Annotated in this window: 20 protein-coding genes; 14 read left to right on the top strand and 6 right to left on the bottom strand. The window is 56.1% G+C overall.

The window, feature by feature from the left end:
- Positions 1–32 precede the first annotated feature (32 nt).
- From NQZ67_RS20115 to NQZ67_RS20145, 7 genes are all read left to right on the top strand, one after another.
- Positions 33–758 (top strand): ThuA domain-containing protein, encoded by a 726-nt coding sequence (locus tag NQZ67_RS20115; protein ID WP_257449386.1) that lies wholly within the window; start codon positions 33–35, stop codon positions 756–758.
- 12 nt (positions 759–770) lie between these two features.
- Positions 771–2,450 carry a putative polysaccharide biosynthesis protein gene (locus NQZ67_RS20120; protein WP_257449387.1) on the top strand — a complete coding sequence of 560 codons (1,680 nt, stop codon included), beginning with the start codon at positions 771–773 and terminating at the stop codon, positions 2,448–2,450.
- Positions 2,451–2,626: 176 nt separating this feature from the next.
- Positions 2,627–4,210 carry a copper amine oxidase N-terminal domain-containing protein gene (locus tag NQZ67_RS20125; protein WP_257449389.1) on the top strand — a complete coding sequence of 528 codons (1,584 nt, stop codon included), beginning with the start codon at positions 2,627–2,629 and terminating at the stop codon, positions 4,208–4,210.
- Positions 4,211–4,233: 23 nt separating this feature from the next.
- A complete protein-coding gene (locus tag NQZ67_RS20130; protein WP_257449391.1) occupies positions 4,234–4,575 on the top strand; it encodes a thioredoxin family protein in 342 nt (113 codons plus the stop codon).
- 203 nt (positions 4,576–4,778) lie between these two features.
- A complete protein-coding gene (locus tag NQZ67_RS20135; RefSeq protein ID WP_257449393.1) occupies positions 4,779–5,711 on the top strand; it encodes a COX15/CtaA family protein in 933 nt (310 codons plus the stop codon).
- A gap of 66 nt (positions 5,712–5,777) precedes the next feature.
- Complete coding sequence (locus NQZ67_RS20140; protein WP_257449395.1) at positions 5,778–6,491, top strand: Cthe_2314 family HEPN domain-containing protein; 714 nt, start codon at positions 5,778–5,780, stop codon at positions 6,489–6,491.
- Between the two features lie 28 nt (positions 6,492–6,519).
- Positions 6,520–7,293 (top strand): SDR family oxidoreductase, encoded by a 774-nt coding sequence (locus NQZ67_RS20145; RefSeq protein WP_257449523.1) that lies wholly within the window; start codon positions 6,520–6,522, stop codon positions 7,291–7,293.
- Between the two features lie 69 nt (positions 7,294–7,362).
- On the opposite strand, the gene NQZ67_RS20150 is transcribed toward NQZ67_RS20145, so the two are convergent.
- The gene (locus NQZ67_RS20150; protein ID WP_068685047.1) at positions 7,363–7,608 is read right to left on the bottom strand and encodes a NifU family protein; all 246 of its coding nucleotides are present in this window, start codon (positions 7,606–7,608) and stop codon (positions 7,363–7,365) included.
- A 96-nt stretch (positions 7,609–7,704) separates the two neighbouring features.
- Between NQZ67_RS20150 and NQZ67_RS20155 the strand changes: the two genes are divergently transcribed.
- A complete protein-coding gene (locus NQZ67_RS20155; RefSeq protein ID WP_257449402.1) occupies positions 7,705–7,977 on the top strand; it encodes a YuzB family protein in 273 nt (90 codons plus the stop codon).
- Positions 7,978–7,983: 6 nt separating this feature from the next.
- Here the strand turns inward: NQZ67_RS20155 and NQZ67_RS20160 are convergent, their stop codons facing one another.
- Both NQZ67_RS20160 and mqnE read right to left on the bottom strand, forming a co-directional pair.
- Positions 7,984–9,054 carry an NAD(P)/FAD-dependent oxidoreductase gene (locus NQZ67_RS20160; RefSeq protein ID WP_257449404.1) on the bottom strand — a complete coding sequence of 357 codons (1,071 nt, stop codon included), beginning with the start codon at positions 9,052–9,054 and terminating at the stop codon, positions 7,984–7,986.
- 64 nt (positions 9,055–9,118) lie between these two features.
- On the bottom strand, positions 9,119–10,222 hold the full coding sequence (gene mqnE, locus NQZ67_RS20165; protein WP_257449406.1) for an aminofutalosine synthase MqnE: 1,104 nt from the start codon (positions 10,220–10,222) through the stop codon (positions 9,119–9,121).
- A gap of 237 nt (positions 10,223–10,459) precedes the next feature.
- Here mqnE and erpA point away from each other — a divergent pair, with 237 nt between their 5' ends.
- The 5 genes from erpA (at position 10,460) to NQZ67_RS20190 (ending at position 15,607) form a co-directional block, all read left to right on the top strand.
- Positions 10,460–10,822, top strand: a complete 363-nt coding sequence (gene erpA / locus NQZ67_RS20170; protein WP_257449408.1) for an iron-sulfur cluster insertion protein ErpA — start codon at positions 10,460–10,462, stop codon at positions 10,820–10,822.
- Positions 10,823–10,905: 83 nt separating this feature from the next.
- Positions 10,906–11,661 carry a response regulator transcription factor gene (locus NQZ67_RS20175; RefSeq protein ID WP_257449410.1) on the top strand — a complete coding sequence of 252 codons (756 nt, stop codon included), beginning with the start codon at positions 10,906–10,908 and terminating at the stop codon, positions 11,659–11,661.
- Positions 11,654–12,748, top strand: coding sequence for a sensor histidine kinase (locus tag NQZ67_RS20180; RefSeq protein WP_257449412.1), 1,095 nt, complete (start codon positions 11,654–11,656; stop codon positions 12,746–12,748). Before NQZ67_RS20175 ends, NQZ67_RS20180 begins: the two co-directional genes overlap by 8 nt.
- 131 nt (positions 12,749–12,879) lie before the next feature.
- Positions 12,880–13,656, top strand: coding sequence for an ABC transporter ATP-binding protein (locus NQZ67_RS20185; protein ID WP_257449414.1), 777 nt, complete (start codon positions 12,880–12,882; stop codon positions 13,654–13,656).
- The gene (locus tag NQZ67_RS20190; RefSeq protein WP_257449416.1) at positions 13,631–15,607 is read left to right on the top strand and encodes an ABC transporter permease; all 1,977 of its coding nucleotides are present in this window, start codon (positions 13,631–13,633) and stop codon (positions 15,605–15,607) included. Before NQZ67_RS20185 ends, NQZ67_RS20190 begins: the two co-directional genes overlap by 26 nt.
- Positions 15,608–15,645: 38 nt before the next feature.
- Here NQZ67_RS20190 and NQZ67_RS20195 read toward each other — a convergent pair whose 3' ends face one another.
- Positions 15,646–16,389, bottom strand: a complete 744-nt coding sequence (locus NQZ67_RS20195; protein ID WP_257449417.1) for a metallophosphoesterase — start codon at positions 16,387–16,389, stop codon at positions 15,646–15,648.
- Between the two features lie 195 nt (positions 16,390–16,584).
- Between NQZ67_RS20195 and NQZ67_RS20200 the strand changes: the two genes are divergently transcribed.
- On the top strand, positions 16,585–17,430 hold the full coding sequence (locus NQZ67_RS20200) for an SDR family oxidoreductase (RefSeq protein WP_371825334.1): 846 nt from the start codon (positions 16,585–16,587) through the stop codon (positions 17,428–17,430).
- Between the two features lie 102 nt (positions 17,431–17,532).
- On the opposite strand, the gene NQZ67_RS20205 is transcribed toward NQZ67_RS20200, so the two are convergent.
- Together NQZ67_RS20205 and NQZ67_RS20210 are read right to left on the bottom strand one after the other, a co-directional pair.
- Complete coding sequence (locus NQZ67_RS20205) at positions 17,533–18,894, bottom strand: sensor histidine kinase (RefSeq protein ID WP_257449421.1); 1,362 nt, start codon at positions 18,892–18,894, stop codon at positions 17,533–17,535.
- Positions 18,891–19,589 carry a response regulator transcription factor gene (locus tag NQZ67_RS20210; protein WP_371825330.1) on the bottom strand — a complete coding sequence of 233 codons (699 nt, stop codon included), beginning with the start codon at positions 19,587–19,589 and terminating at the stop codon, positions 18,891–18,893. Before NQZ67_RS20210 ends, NQZ67_RS20205 begins: the two co-directional genes overlap by 4 nt.
- Between the last annotated feature and the right edge of the window lie 3 nt (positions 19,590–19,592).

Below are 19,592 nucleotides of genomic sequence, written 5' to 3' on the forward strand. Positions count from 1 at the left end.
ACACTATTTAAGGTAAAGGCGGTTGTACGCAGATGGTTAAAGTAACGGTATGGAACGAGTTTTTGCACGAGAAGCAGCATGAAGAAGTGAAGGAAGTCTATCCCGACGGCATACATAACGCCCTCGCCAAAGGCATTGCGGCCGGCGACATCGAGGTTGCGACGGCAACGCTGGAGGAGCCGGAGCACGGATTGACCGAGGAGCGCTTGAACAATACGGACGTACTGATCTGGTGGGGCCATATGGGCCATGACCAAGTGGACGACGCCATCGTGGAACGCGTGGCGCAGCGCGTATGGGCGGGCATGGGGCTCGTCGTGCTTCACTCCGGACATTTCTCGAAAATATTCAAAAGGCTTATGGGCACAAGCTGCGACCTGAAATGGCGCGAAGCGAACGAAAAGGAGCGCCTGTGGGTCGTGAACCCCGCGCATCCGATCGCGTCGGGCTTGCCGGAATACATCACGCTGGACCGCGAAGAAATGTACGGCGAGCATTTCGATGTTCCGACTCCGGACGAACTGATCTTCGTCAGCTGGTTCGAGGGCGGCGAAGTATTCCGCAGCGGCTGCACGTGGAGCCGCGGCCAAGGCAAGATTTTCTACTTCCGCCCGGGTCATGAGACATATCCGACCTACTATAATCCGCAAATTCTGCAGGTGATTCAGAACGGCGTCCGCTGGGCGGCTCCATCCGGCGCGGCGGCTCCCGTCCGCGGCAACCACCAGCCGCTTGAACCGATCGCGAACAAATCGTAAGGGGATGGCGCAGTGGCCACGCTTAAGAAAGATTCACTCATCAAAGGAACGCTAATTCTAGCTGCCGCCGCGCTGGTCGCCCGGTTCCTCGGTCTCTTCCAGCGCATTCCGCTTGATTACATGCTCGGGGACGAGGGCAATATCGCCTTCTCCGCCGCCAATATGGTCTATATGATCGTGCTCATGATCGCCACGGCGGGCTTCCCGAGCGCGATCAGCAAGATGGTCTCGGAGCGGTACGCCCTCGGCAGACCGGATGAAGCCCAGCGCATATACCGTGCAGGCTTGCTGTTCGGCGCGGTGGCCGGCCTTGTGCTGGCCGTCTCGTTGTTCGTGCTCGCGCCCGTTTTCGCGACGATCGCGAAGAAGCCCGGCATCGATCTGGCGGTGCGGGCGATCGCGCCGGCTCTCTTGTTCTTCCCGATCATCGCCATGATGCGGGGCTACTTCCAAGGGCGGCAGATGATGTCCGCCGGCGGAACATCGCAGATTATTGAGCAGTTCGTCCGCGTCATTCTGGGTCTCCTGCTGGGCTGGATCGTTCTTGTGCTCGGCTGGGGCGACCGATGGGCCGCGGCGGCCATTACGTTCGGAAGCGTGTTCGGCGGCATCGCGGCATTCACCGTTATGCTTCGGTTCGGACGCAAGCTGAAAAGACAGGACGCCGGGTCAAGAAGAACGTATAACGCCGAGGCTTCGGCCGCGTTCATGCCGTCGAGACCGGCTCCTTCGAGAATGCCGGCAAGCACGCTGCGCTACCGTACGATCTACAAAGAAATATTGAGCATGTCTATCCCGGCACTAATTACCTCCGTAGCGATCAATTTCATTAACTTGTTCGACGTCACGTTTTTTATGAGATTGACGGAACGGTTCTACACGGAAGCCGAAGCGACTCTGGAGCTGGCGGATTACGGCATCAAGGCTGTGTCGCTTGCCGGCATTCCGCCGATACTGGCCATCGCGCTCAGCTCGTCGATTATCCCGGTTATCTCCTCCGCCTATTCGCTTAAGCGGATGAACGAGGTGCAGCGCCAGTCGTCGACGGTCATGCGGATCGTCTGCTTCACGGGCGTGCCGTTCGCGCTGCTGCTGACGGTGGCGTCTTATTCCATCACCGGGCTTATCTTTGCAAGCCCAAGCGGCAGCGGGGCGGTGGCGGCGATGTCCGCGGCGACGATTCTGCAGATTACGATGATGACGTCGAACTCCATCCTGTACGGCATGGGCAAGCAGCGGCTGTCGATGAGGCATACGATTATCGGCCTAGTGCTTAAAGTCGTGTTCAGCGTCGCATTTGCGCCGTTCTTAGGGGTGTATGGCTTGATCCTGGCGTCGACCGTTTGCTTCGGAATCGTCACGCTGCTGAATCTCGCCAAGATCAATAAAGAAGTGAAGCTGTTCGTGCTCGGTAAACGTTGGTTTCCGTATTTGCTGGCCGTTGCCCTTGCCGCGCTTGCGGGCTGGGGAGCGGAGGTCGGTTTGCTGGCCGTTACGGACGGCTGGGCCGATAAGCTATCGTTCCTCGCGGCGGCGGCCGTTGCAACCATCGTCGTAGGCGGCATTTACGCGGTGCTGCTGCTGGCTCTTCGAGTCATTACGCCGGAGGATGTAGCCTCGTTCCCGAGAGCTCTTCGAGGTCCTATGAACAAGCTTTTGCGCATTTTTCAGCGCGGCGCTGCCACCGCTTAGCTGGCAGCATGAACAATACGGTTATCCTTTCGCCTAACGGCTGGAGGATAACCTTTTTTATTGCCGCTATTGGAATCCCATTCATTTACAACGGAGTGCGAACTTTAGTACAATAGATGAATCTATCAACCTATGAATCTACGATATGCGTAATTGGCGAAGGAGAGAATGGACGAATGAAAAGGAATGGGAAGGCTAGAGCGCTTGGATTGCTTCTGCTGACGCTGATTTTGGCGATTGCGGCAGGCTGTCAATCGTACGGCGGAGTCGATCTGAACCAAACGATCAAAAACTCGCTGATGGTGACGTCGAGCGAAAGCAAGGGAAGCTATGAGCTGGAGCTTCACCTGAACGAGGAAACGTTCGAGGATTACGAAGAAGAGGAAATCGAGATGCTTCAGCTGTTCTCCCGCATGAAGCTGGAGCTGCATCAAGCGAAGCTGCAGGATGAAACGAGCATGTCCTTGGAAGGCAGCCTTGTACTAGGACAGGACCAAGACATCTCCGTTGACTTCGGCGTTCAGATGGATGAAGAGACGCTTGTCATCGAGCTGGAAGACGCGAAGGCGCCGTTCGTGTTCGATGTTACGGGAACGGAGCTGTTCGAGGAGTACGACATTGAAGAAGAGCCTTCCATCGACGACGAGACGTTGACGCAGCTCGGATTCGATCTCATTGATATCGTCGGAAACTATGGGATCGGCAACCTCCCGAATCCGCAAAGCTTAAACGTAACGCCAGTGAATTTGCCGATCGGGGGCGCAGATACGCAGCTGATGCGCGTGTCGTTCACGATGGACGGGGACGAGCTGTGGGACTGGATCAATCGATATGTCGAGGCGCTGGTCTCCGACCGCGAAGGCTTGGAAGCGATGGTCAATGGCGTCTTCGACATGCTCGAGGCGAATCCCGGTTTATGGGAGCTATTAGGAGAGGTTAACCCGGTTCAGAAGGGAGTACTCGACGCGCCGACGCTGGACGACGTCGCGGCGGATGCCGTGGACGTTATTGCCGAAGAATTGGCGTATATCCAGGAGGAGCTGGAGTATATCGGCACCGAGGATCGGGAGTCGCTTGAGCTGCTGCTCGGAGACGAGCTGCAATTGAACGTCGACACCTACGTGGATGGTAAGCTTGCTATTCGCAAGCAGGATTTCGAATTGTCGTATACGGCCGGGGAAGGCTTCGAGGAAGAGATGCTTCTCCCGATTACCGGATTTACGCTTCGCGCTGGAACCGAACAATGGAACGTGAACGGTACGGTCGCGGCGGAAAAGCCGGCGAAGGCGGACAACGCCGTACAGCTTGAGGAAATCGAGCATGGCTATCAATTCCTGGAGCTGATTGACCAGGATTCCGATCTGCACGCGCTTCTGAAGGATACGTTCCACTTGAATCGTCAAAGCTACTACGGATTTACGGATGATTACATCAACCCGCCGATTCTGATGCCGGGCTATATCACAATCGTTCCCGTGAGAGACGTGGCGGAGGCTCTGGGCGCGGAGATTAAATTCGACGAAGAGTCTAGACGCGTAACCGTCTCGGATCCGATGACCGATACGACGATCGTATTCACGCCGGGAAGCGAGCAGGTCATCGTGAACGGGAAGGCGGAAGTATGGCCGCTGCCGACCATGGTCATCGACTGGACGACGTACGTGCCGGCCCGGAAGCTGGCCGAAGCGCTCGGAGCGGAGATCGAATGGGAACCGTTTTACGAAGGCAGCAATATACTTACGATCGAACGGGAACTCTAAACATAAGGAAGGTGAGAAGCATCATGGAGAAATTAACAACGGACGCCGCTTACCGCGAAGCGATAGCCGGCGAAGAGCTTGCGATCGTCGTATTCAAGACGACTTGGTGCAAGGACTGCCATTTCATCGACCCGTTCATGCCCGAGCTGATCAAGCATTACGAAGGCCGCGCCCGATTTTTCGAGATCGACCGCGACGAGCTGCCGGATCTGTGCTCCGAGCTTAACATTCTCGGCATACCGAGCTTCATCGCCTTTCGAGGGGGCAAGGAGCTCATCCGCTTCGTGAGCAAGCTGCGCAAATCGCGCGAGGAAATCGAATCGTTCGTCGACAAAGCGATCGCGGTCAGCGACGCATTGGCATAAACGCTCGGCATTCCATTTTTATCATAACTTATGCAGTCCGTATGCGGATCGGCGTTCAAACGCCTTCCCGCGTGCGGGCTTTCCTTTTTTGCCGGAAATGTAACCAATTCGGACGCATATCGTCACATTTTCAACATGGCTTTTAAGGGCTTTAATCGCTATAATTGAAAGGGTCATAACTTACGGAAAATAGGTGATTTCTAATGGTAACCGGCCGTTTTCGCGCGTTTGCTATCGCATCGTGCATCGGAATGCTTCTCGTACTGTTAGCCGGAGCGCTTGTTACGAATACCGAATCCGGCCGTGGCTGCGGAGATGATTGGCCGCTGTGTCACGGCAAATTCATACCCGCGTACACGTTCGAAACGGCGATTGAATTATCGCATCGGGTCGTGAGCGCGCTGGAAGGTCTTCTCGTTCTTGGAGTGCACATCGCGATTTACCGGAAGTACAAGCAGGATGCCAAACGCTTCAAGGAGCCTTATTATTATTCGACGGCGGCCTTATCGTTCACGATCATTCAAGCGCTGATGGGCGCTGCTGCGGTCAAATGGTATCAGTCGCCTCCCGTCATGGCGATTCACTTCGGGATCTCGATCATCGCTTTCGCCGCGACGATGCTTCTGGTCATCTGGACGTACCGCGCGCGCAGCGAGCGGCAGGAGACGTTCCTTGTGCCAAGCAGCATATATCCAAGGGCGCTTGCTACGGCCATCTACTGCTATGTCGTCATTTATTTGGGCGCGTTCATCCGCCACACGGATTCGGCGGGAGGCTGCGAGGGCTGGCCGTTATGCAACGGACAAGTCATTCCCGAGATGGAAGGAGCCACGGCCGCGGTATTCATCCACCGGGTAGCCGCGCTCATTCTCGGCATCGCGATCGCGGGTCTGTATGTGCATATTAGAAGGGTAAGCCCTGGCGGAGCGGGCCTTACGAAGCCGGCATGGTGGGTGCTTGTGCTCGTCGTGGCACAGGTGCTGAGCGGAGCCTATCTGACGGTTACCGTCGGCAATGAAGATGTTTTTATATTTACGAGCTTGCTGCATAACTTAATTATTGTAGCCTTATTTGGACTACTCCTCGATATAGTCATTCGTTCATGGAGGCTCAGGGAAGGACGCGCAAGGCCATAAGCCGCGCGTGTTGCGAGGTGCAATCTATCCGGCTGTAACGGCCGAAAGCGGAAAGGCGGCATGACCATGCTTCATTTCATGTTCGGAGAAGAAGAGAGGATGCCGGACGGCGCGTTCGCTGAAACCTGCTCGTATATGGATCAATTCGTATCAGCGCTGTCGAGACGGATCCGCGGCGGGCAAGACCCGGACAACAAGCTGCGCAAATACGAGGTGTGGACCAAAGGCCTGCGCTCGTCCCTGATCGAGCTCGAGCAGAGCCACTACGCCGCCATTCGTTTCAAGGAAAGGATCAAGTCGGGCTCGGCCTCGGACATGAGCCCCGAGGAACGCCTGGATTACGATCGTTACGTGTATTTCGACAAAAACAGCTTCATCCGCGTATTTTCCTTACTCGATAAGCTGGGCACGTTCCTGAACGAGCTGCTCGGCATGCGAACGGAGAGAATTAAGCCTCATTTCTCCTATTTCACGGTCCTTCGGAATATGAGGGAGCGCAATGCGCACCCGAACCTGACCTGGCGTCTTAACGACATCAAGGAGCACTACAAGGATTCCACGAATCGCCTCCGCAAACGAAGAAACGTCGAGATTCACTATATGAATTCCGAAATGCAGGATGATTTGATCCAAAGCCAGCGCATGTACGGAGCGGAGATCCAACTGGAGAACATTCAGCTTCAAGCGGAAGATCTGACGCGCTGCTTGCATATGGCGACCGAATCGCTAAGATTGACGTTTCAATATGCGGTCTCGCTCGAGAGGCAGCATCACCTATAATCCCGGGAGGGTGAATCCAGTGGAGCTAATGGGGAGAACGGCACTCGTGACCGGCAGCGCCAAGGGACTTGGCAAGCGCACCGCGATGCAGCTTGCCGAGCAGGGCTGCAATCTGATCATTAACTATTTGGAGAGCGAGCAGGAAGCGCTGCAGGTGAAAGCGGACATTGAGAAGCTCGGAGCGAAAGCTATAACGGTGCAGGCGGATATCGCCACAATCGAGGGAGCGCATAAGCTCGCGGACGCGGCTGAGCAGTGGGCGGGCGGCGTCGACATATTGGTGAACAACGCCGGCCCTTTCGTTCGTAAGCGGAAGCTGTTCAGCGAATATGACGAGGAGACCATCATCCGGCTGACGAACGGCAATCTGCTTAGCGTCATGCTGCTAGATCATCGTTTGCTGCCTCGCATGCGGGAGAAGAAATGGGGAAGGATTATCCACTTCGGCTTCGGTCATGCGAATGAAGCGCGCGCTTGGCCTCATCGGGCGGTCTATGCCGCGGCGAAGACGGGACTCGTCTCATTCACCAAATCGCTGGCGGTCGAGGAAGCGCCATTCGGGATTACCGTGAACCTGATCGGGCCGGGCGATATCCGCGGCGTGAACAAGGAGCGGTCAATTGAGGAAGCGGAGAACGAACACGACGCCGAATCGCCGCTCGGGCGTCCCGGAACAGGGGAGGATGTCGCAAGGGTTATCCTCTTCCTGTGCCAGAAACAGTCGAGCTTCCTGACGGGCAACGTCATTGACGTGACCGGAGGCTTCGACCCAATCAGAGCCAATATTAAAGGTATGTTCTAACGCGCATGTTCTAGTGCAAAAAAAGAGTCTTATCCATGCGGATGGCCGCCGTGGATAAGACTCTTTGCATTAAAATACTTGTACGACTTCTACGACACCGTCTACTTCTTCAAGCAGCGCGCGCTCGATACCGGCTTTCAGCGTGATTGTGGAGCTTGGGCAGCTGCCGCATGCACCCATCAGGCGAAGCTTAACGATACCGTCTTCCACGTCGACCAATTCCACGTCGCCGCCGTCGCGTTGCAGGAATGGACGCAGCTTGTCAAGAACGTCCAGCACCTCGTCATACATCGTGTCTTGTACTTGTTCACTCATTGCAATCAACTCCTTTCTCCCCTATTATAGTACAAAGCGATACAATTGAAAATGGTTCGCAAACGCATTCCAATAAAGTAAGGTGAATAGGCCATCATGATAAAACCAATGATCGAATTTTGCGCCAGCAATATGCATCACGGAACGGATGAGCTCATGCAGGAGCTGGAGCTTGACGATTCCGTCGACGTTATCGAATACGGCTGTCTGGGTAATTGCGGCGAATGTTACGCCAGGCCCTACGCTCTCGTGGACGGGACGATCGTAGGCGCCGACAGCGTCGAAGAGCTTTCGGAACGTATCCGTGAAGCGATCAAGCGCCAGCAGGCCGATCGCGACGCTCTGGACAAGCTCCTCGATGATTTATAAGCTAGCTTATCCCAAATGATGCTTCGAACGCCATAACACGCCGCTCTTGACCAGACGCGGCACGCGTCCGAGAATCGGCGTGCTGCCCATAATGCCGAAGCCGCTCTTCTTGCCAAGCGATCCGAGCACGCCCTTGAGCTTAATTTTGCCTAGGCGCGGCGTCTTATTCTCCCACATGGCCTGGAGAACTTCGGCAATTTGCTTGCCTTGAGCTCCGGCCGCTTGGCCGCTTGGCGAGAACGGCAGCGACGCGCAGTCGCCGACGATAAACACGTTGTTGTAATCGGGGAGCTGGTGGTGCGCGTTAATAATCAGCCTACCTTGGGGATCCTTCGGCAGCTCCATCCGCTGAACGATCTCCACGGGCTGTATGCCTGCCGTCCATACCGTGACGTCCGTATAGATAGGGGAGTCTGGATTGTTGCCGTCGTATAATACGCCTTGCTCCAATCGAGTCAGGCCGACATGCCCTCTCATCTCCACTTGATGCTCCATGAACCACTCCGCGACAAAATCCTGCAGCTTGCCCGGGAATGCCGACAATACGCGCGGTCCTCTGTCCAATATGCGGATGTTCAAATCCGGCCTGCTCTCGCGCAGCTCGGACGCGACTTCGACGCCGCTAAGTCCCCCGCCGACAATTGTTATTTGTCCATAAGGCTTCACATCATTAAGAAGCGCATAGGTTTTCCGGGCGGCTGAGAACGTTTGAATGCTGGTCGAAAATTGTTCCGCGCCTTCGATGCCGTGATATTTGTCCGTGCAGCCAAGCCCAACGACGAGCCAGTCATACGAGATCGGATCCTGATCCTCCATCAATACGAGCTGCCGCTCCAGGTCAACGTCCTTGATTTCTCCGAATGCCAGTCTCAGACGAGGATCGGACGGGAATTTCACCCGAAGATCCATATCCGAAACCGTGCCTGCCGCAAGAGCGTAATATTCGGTTTTCAAGCCCTGGAAGGGCATTCTGTCGACCAACACGATCGATACGTCATGCGGCAATTGGCTTTCGAGCAATTCGTTCGCGATGGCTGCTCCGCCGTAACCGCCGCCCAATATAACTAGTTTTCTCATACGATTTCCCAGCTCCACGATTCATGATGTTGGTTGTAGGTTGCGCCTACGACCTTTAGATTAATCATTCATAAATTTTGATCTCGTTGTAGAACGTGTCCCTCTCGACAGGAATTCGTCCGGCTCCCTTGATGAGCCAGATCAAGTCTTCTCTCGTAATGCCTTCCGGCGTTAACGCGCCCGCCGCGTGACTGATCTTCTCCTTGACGATCGTGCCGTGAGCATCCGAAGCGCCCATCGTTAACGCGACCTGCGTCAATTGAACGCCAATGTTAATAAAATACGCTTTAATATGCTGGAAGTTATCCAGCATGAGGCGGCTGATCGCGATCGTCTTCAGATCCTCGAACGCCGAATTGCGTCTGCGTATGCCGGCTTTCGGGTTGATCGGCTGCATGGACAGCGGAATGAATACCAGGAAACCGTTGGTTTCGTCCTGCAGCTCGCGAATCTGCATCAGATGGCGGATGCGGTCTTCCTTGGTTTCGATCGAGCCGTACAGCATCGTCGTATGCGTGCGCAGACCGAGGTTATGGGCGGTGCGATGAACGTCCAAGTATTGCGAGACGTCGGCTTTGGTAACGCGCATCTTCTTGCGATAGTGATCGGACAGGATTTCCGCGCCGCCGCCCGTCAGCGATTTGAGGCCGGCTTTCATCAGCTCTTGGAGCACTTCCTTGTAGCTCAGCCCGCTGATGCGGGAGAAGAAGTCGATTTCGGCGGCTGTGTAGGCTTTCAGCGTGACGTCCGGGTACTTCTCGTTCAGCGCCTTCAGGGAATCGACGTAATATTGGAACGGTACATGCTGGTTATGGCCGCCGACGATATGGAATTCGCGCACGCCGGGGTGAATATGCTGCTCGACGTATTCGATCATTTGCTCGCCGGACAGCGTGTATGCGCCGGGATCGCCTTCATCCTTGCGGAAGTTGCAGAAGGCGCAATGCGCTTCGCACACGTTCGTGAAGTACAAGCTCATATTTTCGATAAAATAAACCTTTTTCCCGTTCTTCCGGAGCGCGACCTCGTTGGCCAGCTGGCCGATGGTCAGCAGATCGTCGGATTCATATAAGAAGACGCCGTCTTCCAGCGTCAGACGCTGCCCGTGACGTACTTTTTCGATAATTTCACCCATTCTGCTGTCTTGTGTAGGGATGATGACATTCATGGGAAGTCCTCCTTCAGTGGTAGTTCAAACAATAAGTATGTGAAAAAAATAACTTGCGATAACGCCTAAGAAGCTGTAACCATTATAAACCTCACACGTAGCAGGGGCAACTAGAAAGTCATGCAAGCGGTCACACCTGGGGCGGACTGGAGGCTGCGCTCAAGCCCTTGAGCGGGAGGGTGATGTGGGGTATACTATGGATAAGTAAGTGAAGTGAAGCGAATGGAGGGATGTAGGATGATCACGATCAGCGAGCTGGCATCCGAAAAAATAAAAGAAATGCTGGAGCAGGAGGCTTCCCCGGACCTGTTCCTAAGAGTAGGCGTGAAGGAAGGCGGCTGCAGCGGCTTCTCCTATGGCATGGGCTTCGACGACGAGCAGAAGGAAGACGACCAAGTCATTACGGCGCAAGGCCTTAAGGTTGTCGTGGATAACGACAGCGTCAAATATTTGCGCGGTCTCGTCATCGATTTCAAGGAATCCGCGATGGGCGGCGGCTTCACGATCGAGAATCCGAACGCCAGCGCGACCTGCGGTTGCGGTTCGTCGTTCCGTACGGCGACCGATGCGGGCAAGCCTGCTGCCGAGGGCGAATGCTAATCGTAACACGTTAACGCGAACAAACCTCTCCTGCGGACAGCCGCCGGGGAGGTTTTTTTGGCGAAGAGGGGAGTACACGACCGATGTACCGGATTTTTATTGTGGAAGACGATGAGAAAATCGCGGCTATCCTGAGGAACAAAATGGAGCAATACGGCTACGAGGCCGCCGCTGCCGCCGATTTTCGGGACCTGATGCCGGAGATTGCGTCATTTGATCCGCAGCTCGTGCTGCTGGATATTAACCTGCCGTATTTCGACGGATACTATTGGTGCAGGCAAATCCGAACGCGCTCCAGCGTTCCGATCATCTTCCTATCGGCGAGGGCGGGCGAGATGGATCAGGTGATGGCGATCGAGAACGGCGGCGACGATTATATTACGAAGCCGATCCAGCTGGAGCTGTTGATGGCGAAGGTGCGCGGCGTGCTGAGGAGAGCATATGGGGAATACGCGAGACCCGATAACGCGGAGCGCGGCGACACGGCGTTGGAAGCGGCAGCCGGGTACGCCGAAATTATCGTCCACGGACTTAAGCTGTCCCTAAGCCGCAACGAGCTGGAATGGGACGGCAGAAGTGTCGAGCTTACGAAAAACGAGAGCCTGCTGGCGGAATGTCTGATGCGCCGTCCCGGAACGATCGTCGCAAGGGAGACGCTGCTCGAAGCGCTCTGGGATGACGTGCAGTTCGTGGACGACAACACGTTGTCGGTGAACGTAACAAGGCTGCGCAAGAAGCTGGAGGAGATCGGTCTCGCGAAATCGATCGAAACCGTAAGGGGACTCGGCTACAAGCTGTCGCTCGATAACGAAAGCAAGGCGGCGCCATCTAATGGATAGACATGGCGGAAGCCGGCCGCTGCTTGTGTTTATGCGGGACAGGCTGCTTAACATCCTTTGTTTTATCATGCTGATAGGGCTTTGCTGCTGCCTGTATATGCTGGAGAACGTCCGCTATCCCGGCTTGATCGAGACCGCGACGATGCTTTATTTTGTCCTGCTCGCTGTAGTTGTGTATGCGGCGTGGCTGTCCATCGACTATATGCGCCAGCGCTATTATTTCAAACAAGTAAACGAAGCGCTGGAGAGGTCGGACGAGCTTGGAGCGGCGACGATCATACAATCCCTTGCGACGGAGGAGCAGAAGCTCGTAACGCGTCTTATCAGGGAGCAGCACAGGGCGTATCTGAACGAGCTCAACAAATATCGCAGGCAGCAGGAGATGCATAATCATTTCGTCATGCAATGGGTTCATCATATGAAGACGCCGGTCTCCGTAGTGGATCTGCTCATCCAGGAAGCCCGCCGTCAGCCGCCGGCCGGGGAGGAAGGCTGGCTGGAGCTTATCGGCAGCATTCAAGAAGAGACCGAGCGGCAGACGCGGGCGCTTGAGATAATGCTCCATACGGCCCGGCTGGACAAGTTCGAACTTGATTTGCATATCCGCAGGACGGCGCTTCACGAATTGATCCGGAGCTCGGTCAACGCCCATAAGCGTTTGTGCATCCGCTACTCGATCTTTCCGAAGATCGAAGGGGAAGCATGGGTGGAGACGGATGACAAGTGGATGATGTTCGTCATGAACCAGCTCATCAGCAACGCGATCAAATACAGCAAGCAGAAGCCCGGCGTGAAGACGCTCTTGTTCCGGCTGTACGCTGCGGATGGGAATGGAAGCGGTATTCGTCTGCAGGTAATCGATTCCGGCATCGGCATCGCTCCCCACGACCTGCCGAGAATATTCGAGCCGTTCTTCACGGGGGAGAACGGGCGCGCGACCGGCGAATCGACCGGCATGGGCCTCTATTTGGCCAAGCAGGTCTGCAGCCGGCTCGGCATCGGGATCGGCGCGGAATCGGAGCTCGGCGCAGGGACGACGTTTACGCTTACCTTTCAAACCCGGGGCATCCATGTCCTGGACGAGTAGCGGCAGGATGACAATATTGTAAGATTGCCGCTCTATATTGAAAGGCAAATCGATGGGTTCGGCTCGATCTCGGATATATACTAGACACATCACTTTACACCAGAACGAATATCCCAGGAGGACCCGCCGCGATGAGCGTACTGAAAGCGCAAGGACTTGGCAAACTATACAGCACCAAAGGAAATCTCGTTTATAAAGCGTTGGAAAATATCGATTTGGAAGTAGAGACAGGGGAGTTCGTCGGCGTCATGGGACCGTCCGGCAGCGGCAAAACGACGCTTCTTAATCTGCTGGCAACCATTGACCGGCCCACCTCCGGCATGATCGAAATTAACGGCGTCAATCCGACCAAGCTGACGGACAACAAGCTGGCGTTGTTCCGCAGGCGCGAGCTCGGCTTCGTGTTCCAGGATTTCAACCTTCTGGACACGCTGTCGATCAAAGAAAATATCATTCTGCCGCTCGTCATGGAGGGCGAGAAGCCGAGAATTATCGAGGACCGGCTGAAGCCGATCGCCGAGATGCTCCAGATCGAATCGATCCTCGGGAAACGAACGTACGAGGTGTCCGGCGGCCAGAAGCAGAGAGCGGCGATCGCGAGGGCGATCATCCATAAGCCGACGCTGGTGCTGGCCGACGAACTAACGGGCAACCTGGATTCCAAAGCGGCCAAGGACGTGATGGACTCCCTGAAGGAAATGAATGAGGTGTTCAGGGCGACCGTCCTGATGGTAACGCATGATCCGTTCTCCGCCAGCTATTGCCAGCGCATCATCTTCATCAAGGACGGCAAGTTTTTCTCGGAAATACGCCGGGGCTCGAACCGCCAGGCGTTCTTCCAACAAATTTTGGACGCGCTGAGCGTGCTGGGAGGGAATTTCGATGACATTCCGTTCGCTCGCCCTTAGCAACGTCCGTGGCAATTGGCGCTCGTACAGCGCGTTTTTTCTCAGCAGCGTGTTTTCCGTTCTGATCTTCTATATTTATGCGGCGTTTCTGAATCATCCGGACGTGCTGAGCGGCCAAATCATCGGCGCTTCCAAGGTGAAGATCGGCATGCAGTACTGCCTGTACATCATTATGATTTTTTCGTTCCTGTTCATTCTGTACAGCAATTCGGCGTTTCTGAAGACAAGGAAGCAGGAATTCGGCTTGTTCTCCTTGTTCGGGATGACGAGGTCGCAGCTGCGAAAGCTGGTTATCTATGAAAATATGGTGATCGCCGTGCTGGCCATTGCGGCGGGGATCGGCCTCGGCATTTTGTTCAGCAAGCTGTTTTTTATGGCGCTTGCCGCCCTGCTCGGCATGGATGAAACGATTTCGTTCGCGGTCCCAATGGATGCGGTCTGGCTGACGGCCGGAGGTTTTTTTGCTCTGTTTCTTATCATCTCGATCTGGTCCGTGCTCCGAATCGGCAAGCAGCAGATCATCGAGCTGCTGAAAGCGGCGAGGCAGCCGAAGGGGAAGCTAACCTATAAGAAGTGGCAGGTTGTATTGGGGGCGCTGTGCCTGGTCAGCGGGTACGGCATGGCTTTCGTGATGAACTCCTACACGTTCATCATCCTTTCGCTGCCTATTCTCGTTACCGTCGTCGCAGGCACTTATTTTCTGTTCACGCAGCTTAGCATCGTATTTCTCCGGTTCGTTCAGAAGCGGCACGGGGTGTACTACAATCGAACAAACATGCTAATTGTCGCGCAGCTCGGCTACAAAATCCGGGACAACGCTCGTATTCTGTTCGTCGTGTCCATTCTTAGCGCGGTCATCATGACGGCGCTCGGCACGGTGTACTTAATGCAGATCCAAGGCAAACAGGACATGCTGGAGACGTCTCCGTTCTCGATTGCCTATGTGGAGAGAGGGCTTCACGCGCATGAGGTTATCGATCCGGACCAGCTGAAGCGGACCATTGCGGAGGACGGCTTTACGGTCGCAAGGGAATCGAAAATCGTAGGGGTCGGTCTCGATCAATACGTGATCGAGTTTACAGGCGATGATTCTAGTCGGCTTGGCTGGGGAGATGACCCGGATTACCGGTACACATCCGATGCCATGATCATATCCGTCACCGACTACAATAAGCTTGCGGGGGAGGCGGGCAGGGAGCCGCTAGTCGCGGAGAGCGGTAAGCTCACCGTGCTCTACAGCAGCTTCGACGACTCCACGTTCGGCAGCGGCACGGCGAAAGGCCGGATCAACGGTGAGCCGGTCGAGCTGCCCGTATCGGGCTCCATCAACGTAAGCATGCTGAACAATTGGCTGGATTCGAACGCGATAACGCTCGTCATGGATGATCTCGGCTTCGTGAATTTGCTCGCCAGCGTGCCGGAAGAGCAGCAGCGCGTCTTCTACGGCTATGAGCTTAACAATTGGGAGGAATCCGCCGGACTGGTCAAGAAGCTTGACGGCATGATCTCGGAGGAGCGGGGGGGCGATAAGGATTTCGGCCGGGCGGAGCGATTCGCCAGAATGAAAGAGACGATATCGCTGACGCTGTTCATCGGCATGTTCATCAGCTTGCTGTTCTTCATCGCGGCGGGAAGCATGATCTACTTCAAGCTGTTCACGGAAATACAGGAGGATCAGGCTCAGTTCAGAGGACTCTCGCGCATCGGCATGACCCGCAAGGAAATTCGCCGCGTCGTCGTGTCGCAGATCGCGATCGTCTTCTTCATCCCGTGCGTCGTCGGCATAAGCCACGCATTGTTCGCGATGCGCTCCCTCGACAATATGATGAATACGTCCAACTGGATCTATTCGTTCGTGGTTATCGGCATCTATATCGTCATGCAGACGCTGTACTTCCTGCTGGCGAGCAACAGCTACATGAAAAGCATGCTTCGCGGCTCGGCCGCGTAACGGAATAGATCAAAAAGCGAAGGACCGTCTCCCGGCCATTATGGCCGGCGGAGGCGGTCCTTTGCCGTGCCTACTTGGAAATCCATGCTTCTGTAGCCGGCTTCCGTCCGGCAGGAGAACGTCACGCCGCTTCCGGTATCAAGGAGCGTGAGCCGATGCCCGTGCTTCGAGCCCGTATCGATAGCGATCCGCCGCTCATCCGCCCATATCTCCCCGGGCGCGGCCCCCAGCTTGAATGTCGGCGTGTGGCCGAACATGATGCGGCTGAAGCGTCTGGCCGGAAGATTGGCCGGATCCGCATCGATAAGAGAGGCCAGCCCGTCAACCGGGTAAGTATGGAACTCCTCGCGTATTTCCGTTAAGTCGCGGACGGATTGGCTGGCATAAGGAATGCCCGGACGTATGCCGGCATGCACGAACAACACTTCGTCCTCCATATGGGTGAGGGGCAGAGATTGAATCCATTTCACGTAAGAGACAAGTCTGCCCGAAGCGCGGAAGCCTCTTCGTCTTCGGCTGCGCTTGTAGGCCGAGACCAACTTCAGCTCCTGATTGCCGGGAAGCGCGACGGCCCCCTGCGATTCGAGCTCGCGCACGAGATCGATCGTTCTCCAGGAAACGGGATTGTCCGCGTCGATGTAATCGCCCAGCATGACGAGACGGTCCTTCGAAGGATCGTAGCCAGCTTCCTGCAGGAGGCGAAGCAGTCCTTCCTTATGGCCGTGGATGTCCGATATGGCAAGCAGCCTATTGCCGCCGTTCTGTAATAATCCGCTGTTCACACGATCAACGACCTTTCATTCGCGATGCTTTCTTTCAAGATGCTTGCTTTCAAGTCTCACATACAATATATAGCCGCTCCGCGAGGTTGGTCTCGGCTATAGCGGTCCAAATCCCGGACAAGAAAGTTTCGGCGTGGTAAAATATAGGTATCATATAGCGCGCAAAGGGGAGCGATAATGAGAATGGTTCAGCCTATGGAAGGGAAGCTAGTCGCCGTGACGGGCGCGAACTCCGGTATGGGACTCGCCACCGTCGTGGAGCTTGCGCGGATGGGCGCGGAAGTTGTTATGATCTGCAGAAGCAGAACCCGCGGGGAAGAAGCGCTTGCTCGCGCGAGGGAGGAAAGCGGAAGCGGCAGCATTACGCTTATGCTGTGCGATTTGGGTTCGTTCGCCAGCATCCGCACGTTCGCCGAAGCGTTCCGGAAGCAATTCGATAAGCTGGATGTGCTCGTGAACAACGCGGGCGTCGTATCGCTTAAGCGGCAAGCGACGGAGGATGGCTACGAAATCATGATCGGCGTCAATCATCTCGGCCATTTCCTGCTCACGGGCGAGCTGCTGCCCTGTCTGCTCCGCGCGGAGCAAGGCCGGATCATCAACGTGTCCTCCGGCGCCCACAAAGCCGGCCGCATCCGGTATGACGATCATACGATGATGAACGGCGTGAACGTGGTGAACGGCTATGCAAGATCCAAGCTCGCCAACATCTTGTTCACCAAAGAGCTCGCAAGGAAGCTGAGCGGCACGAGGGTCACCGTTAACGCGCTTCATCCCGGCGCCGTCTCCACCGCGATCGGCGTCGACCGGCAATCGGGCTTCGGCAAATCGGTTCATCGCATGCTGCGGCCGTTTTTCCGGACGCCCCAGCAAGGCGCGGCTACCGCCATCTATCTCGCGTCCAGTCCCGACGTGTCCCGGATGACAGGCCTTTACTTCATCGACCGCAATCCGGCGCGCGTCACTGCCGCCGCGAGCGATGAGGTCGAGGCGGCGCGATTATGGGCTTGGAGCGAAGCGCAGACGGGCGTGGCGTACTGACGAGCCGCGGAAGACGAATGCAGGGGCGCTAGAGCTATTAAACGCTCAGTCCTTTCATTGGCGGCGTTTATTTCTTATCGTTGAGCTCAAGCGCCTGACGGCTTATTCTTCAAACGGCAGCCTTACGATCATCGTCGTCCCTTGCCCGACAACGCTCTGCGCTTCGATGGAGCCGCCATGAGCCAGGACGAGCTCCTTGGCAATGGCGAGACCAAGACCCATGCCTCCGCTTGTTCGGGCTCTCGCTTCGTCCGTCCGGTAGAACCGGTCGAATATATGCGGGAGATGCTCCGCGCCGATGCCGGGCCCCGAGTCGGCAATACGGATCGTCAGCCAGCGCCGCCGCCCCCCTTCTTGCTCGGCAGTCCTCTCGATCTCGGTCGTTATCGCGACTAGTCCTCCATGCGGCGTGTACCGTACGGCGTTGCCGACGAGATTGAACAATACTTGCGTCATTCGATGCTCGTCGAGCGGGATGGACGGCTGGCCCGTTCGATCGATGAGCTCGATCCGGAGCGCCTTGCCGGCCGCGTCCTCGGCGAATCGATCCGCTACCCGGGCTAACAAGTCCGAGACGGGGCAGACTGTCATTCGCAATTGAAGCTGCCTGGCTTCGGCAAGCGAGAGCAGCTGAAGATCGTCCACCAGCCGGCCGAGACGGATAAGCTCATCCTGCAGCGGCAGCAGCTTATAAGTCTCGATCGCGCCGCCTCGCTGCTGGAACAGATCCATCTGCCCTTGCAGGATGGAGAGCGGCGTGCGCAGCTCGTGGGCGACATCCGCCACGAGGCTGCGGCGCGCCTGTTCCGCCCGCAGCAGCCGGACGGACATTTCGTTGAACGTGCTGGCGACCTTGCCGTATTCGTCGCGGCTGAGGACGGGAGCTTGCGTGCCGAGGCCGCCGCTTCCCAGCCGCTCGATGGCGGGAAGCAGCAGCCTTAGCGGCGCCGTCACCCGCCTTGCTACCAAATAAGCGGCGATTAGCGACACAAGCAGGAGGACAAGCGTGAAGCCGACGAGGATGACGGTTACGGAGCTGCCGACTCCGAGCTGTATTTTCCGCACGCCAGCCGCCTCCGGATCGTAATAGAACAAGCTTCCGATTTTGGCGTCGTCCCAGTACAAGTCTCTTTTTAGACCGAGGCTTAGGATGACGCCTTCCTTCTGTTTGCCCGCAAGCAGACGATCGCCGTCCGCCGTTTGCACAAGGAAGCTTCCGGCAGCCTGCATGAAAGGATCGTTTTTGACGACCGCCCAATCCTTCTCCGTTCCCCAATCTTCATCGTTCTCCTCATAGAAGGCAAGCAGCCGGCTTTCGATCCGGTCCATCTGCTCGCTGCGGTCCGTAATTTCAATCGATCGAATCGTTCCGTTCACGACTAGTACGGTGACTAGGATCGAGATGAAGCAAATGCTCACGATCAATGCCGCCATGGCCAGGAAGAGCTTGCCCCTGACGCTCACGAGCCGCCTCCGCCGAACCGGTAGCCGAAGCCGAACACGGTCTCTATATAGACGGGAGAAGACGGGTCGTCTTCGATTTTTTTGCGGATGCGGCTAATGTGCGCATCGACGGTCCGCTCGTCATTCAGCAGATCGTCCGTAAGCGCAGCCTGAAGGAGCTGAAGCCTGCTGTAGACAATGCCGGGCCTTGCGGCAAGCGTAAGCAGAAGCTTGAACTCGGTCGGGGTGAGCGGGATGTCCTGTCCGCGCTTTCGGACGCTGCATTTGGATTCGGAGATGGTCAGCTCGCCCCGCTGCAGCGCCGCTTCCTCCTGTATGCCCTGATGATCGCCGAGCCTTCGCAGGACGGCCCGAATGCGGGCCAGCAGCTCGCGCAGCGAGAACGGCTTCGTCAAATAGTCGTCGGCGCCGACCTCGAGCCCGATAATTTTGTCCGTTTCTTCCGCTCTAGCGGTGACCATAATAATACCCGCCTTCGATGAACGCCGCAGCTCCTTGCAAACATCGATTCCGCTCATGCCCGGCAGCATCCAATCCAGCAGAACAAGCGAGGGTTCATGCTGCTTGGCAAGCTTAATCGCATCGGGACCGGTCATGGCGGTTACGATCGTATATCCTTCTTCCTTAAGATATGGCTCCATGAAATCAAGCATTTTGCGCTCGTCGTCGACAAGCAGCAGCGTCTGTGCCCTCATGTG

The sequence above is a fragment of the Paenibacillus soyae genome (assembly GCF_024623455.1).
Lineage (GTDB): Bacteria > Bacillota > Bacilli > Paenibacillales > Paenibacillaceae > Pristimantibacillus > Pristimantibacillus soyae.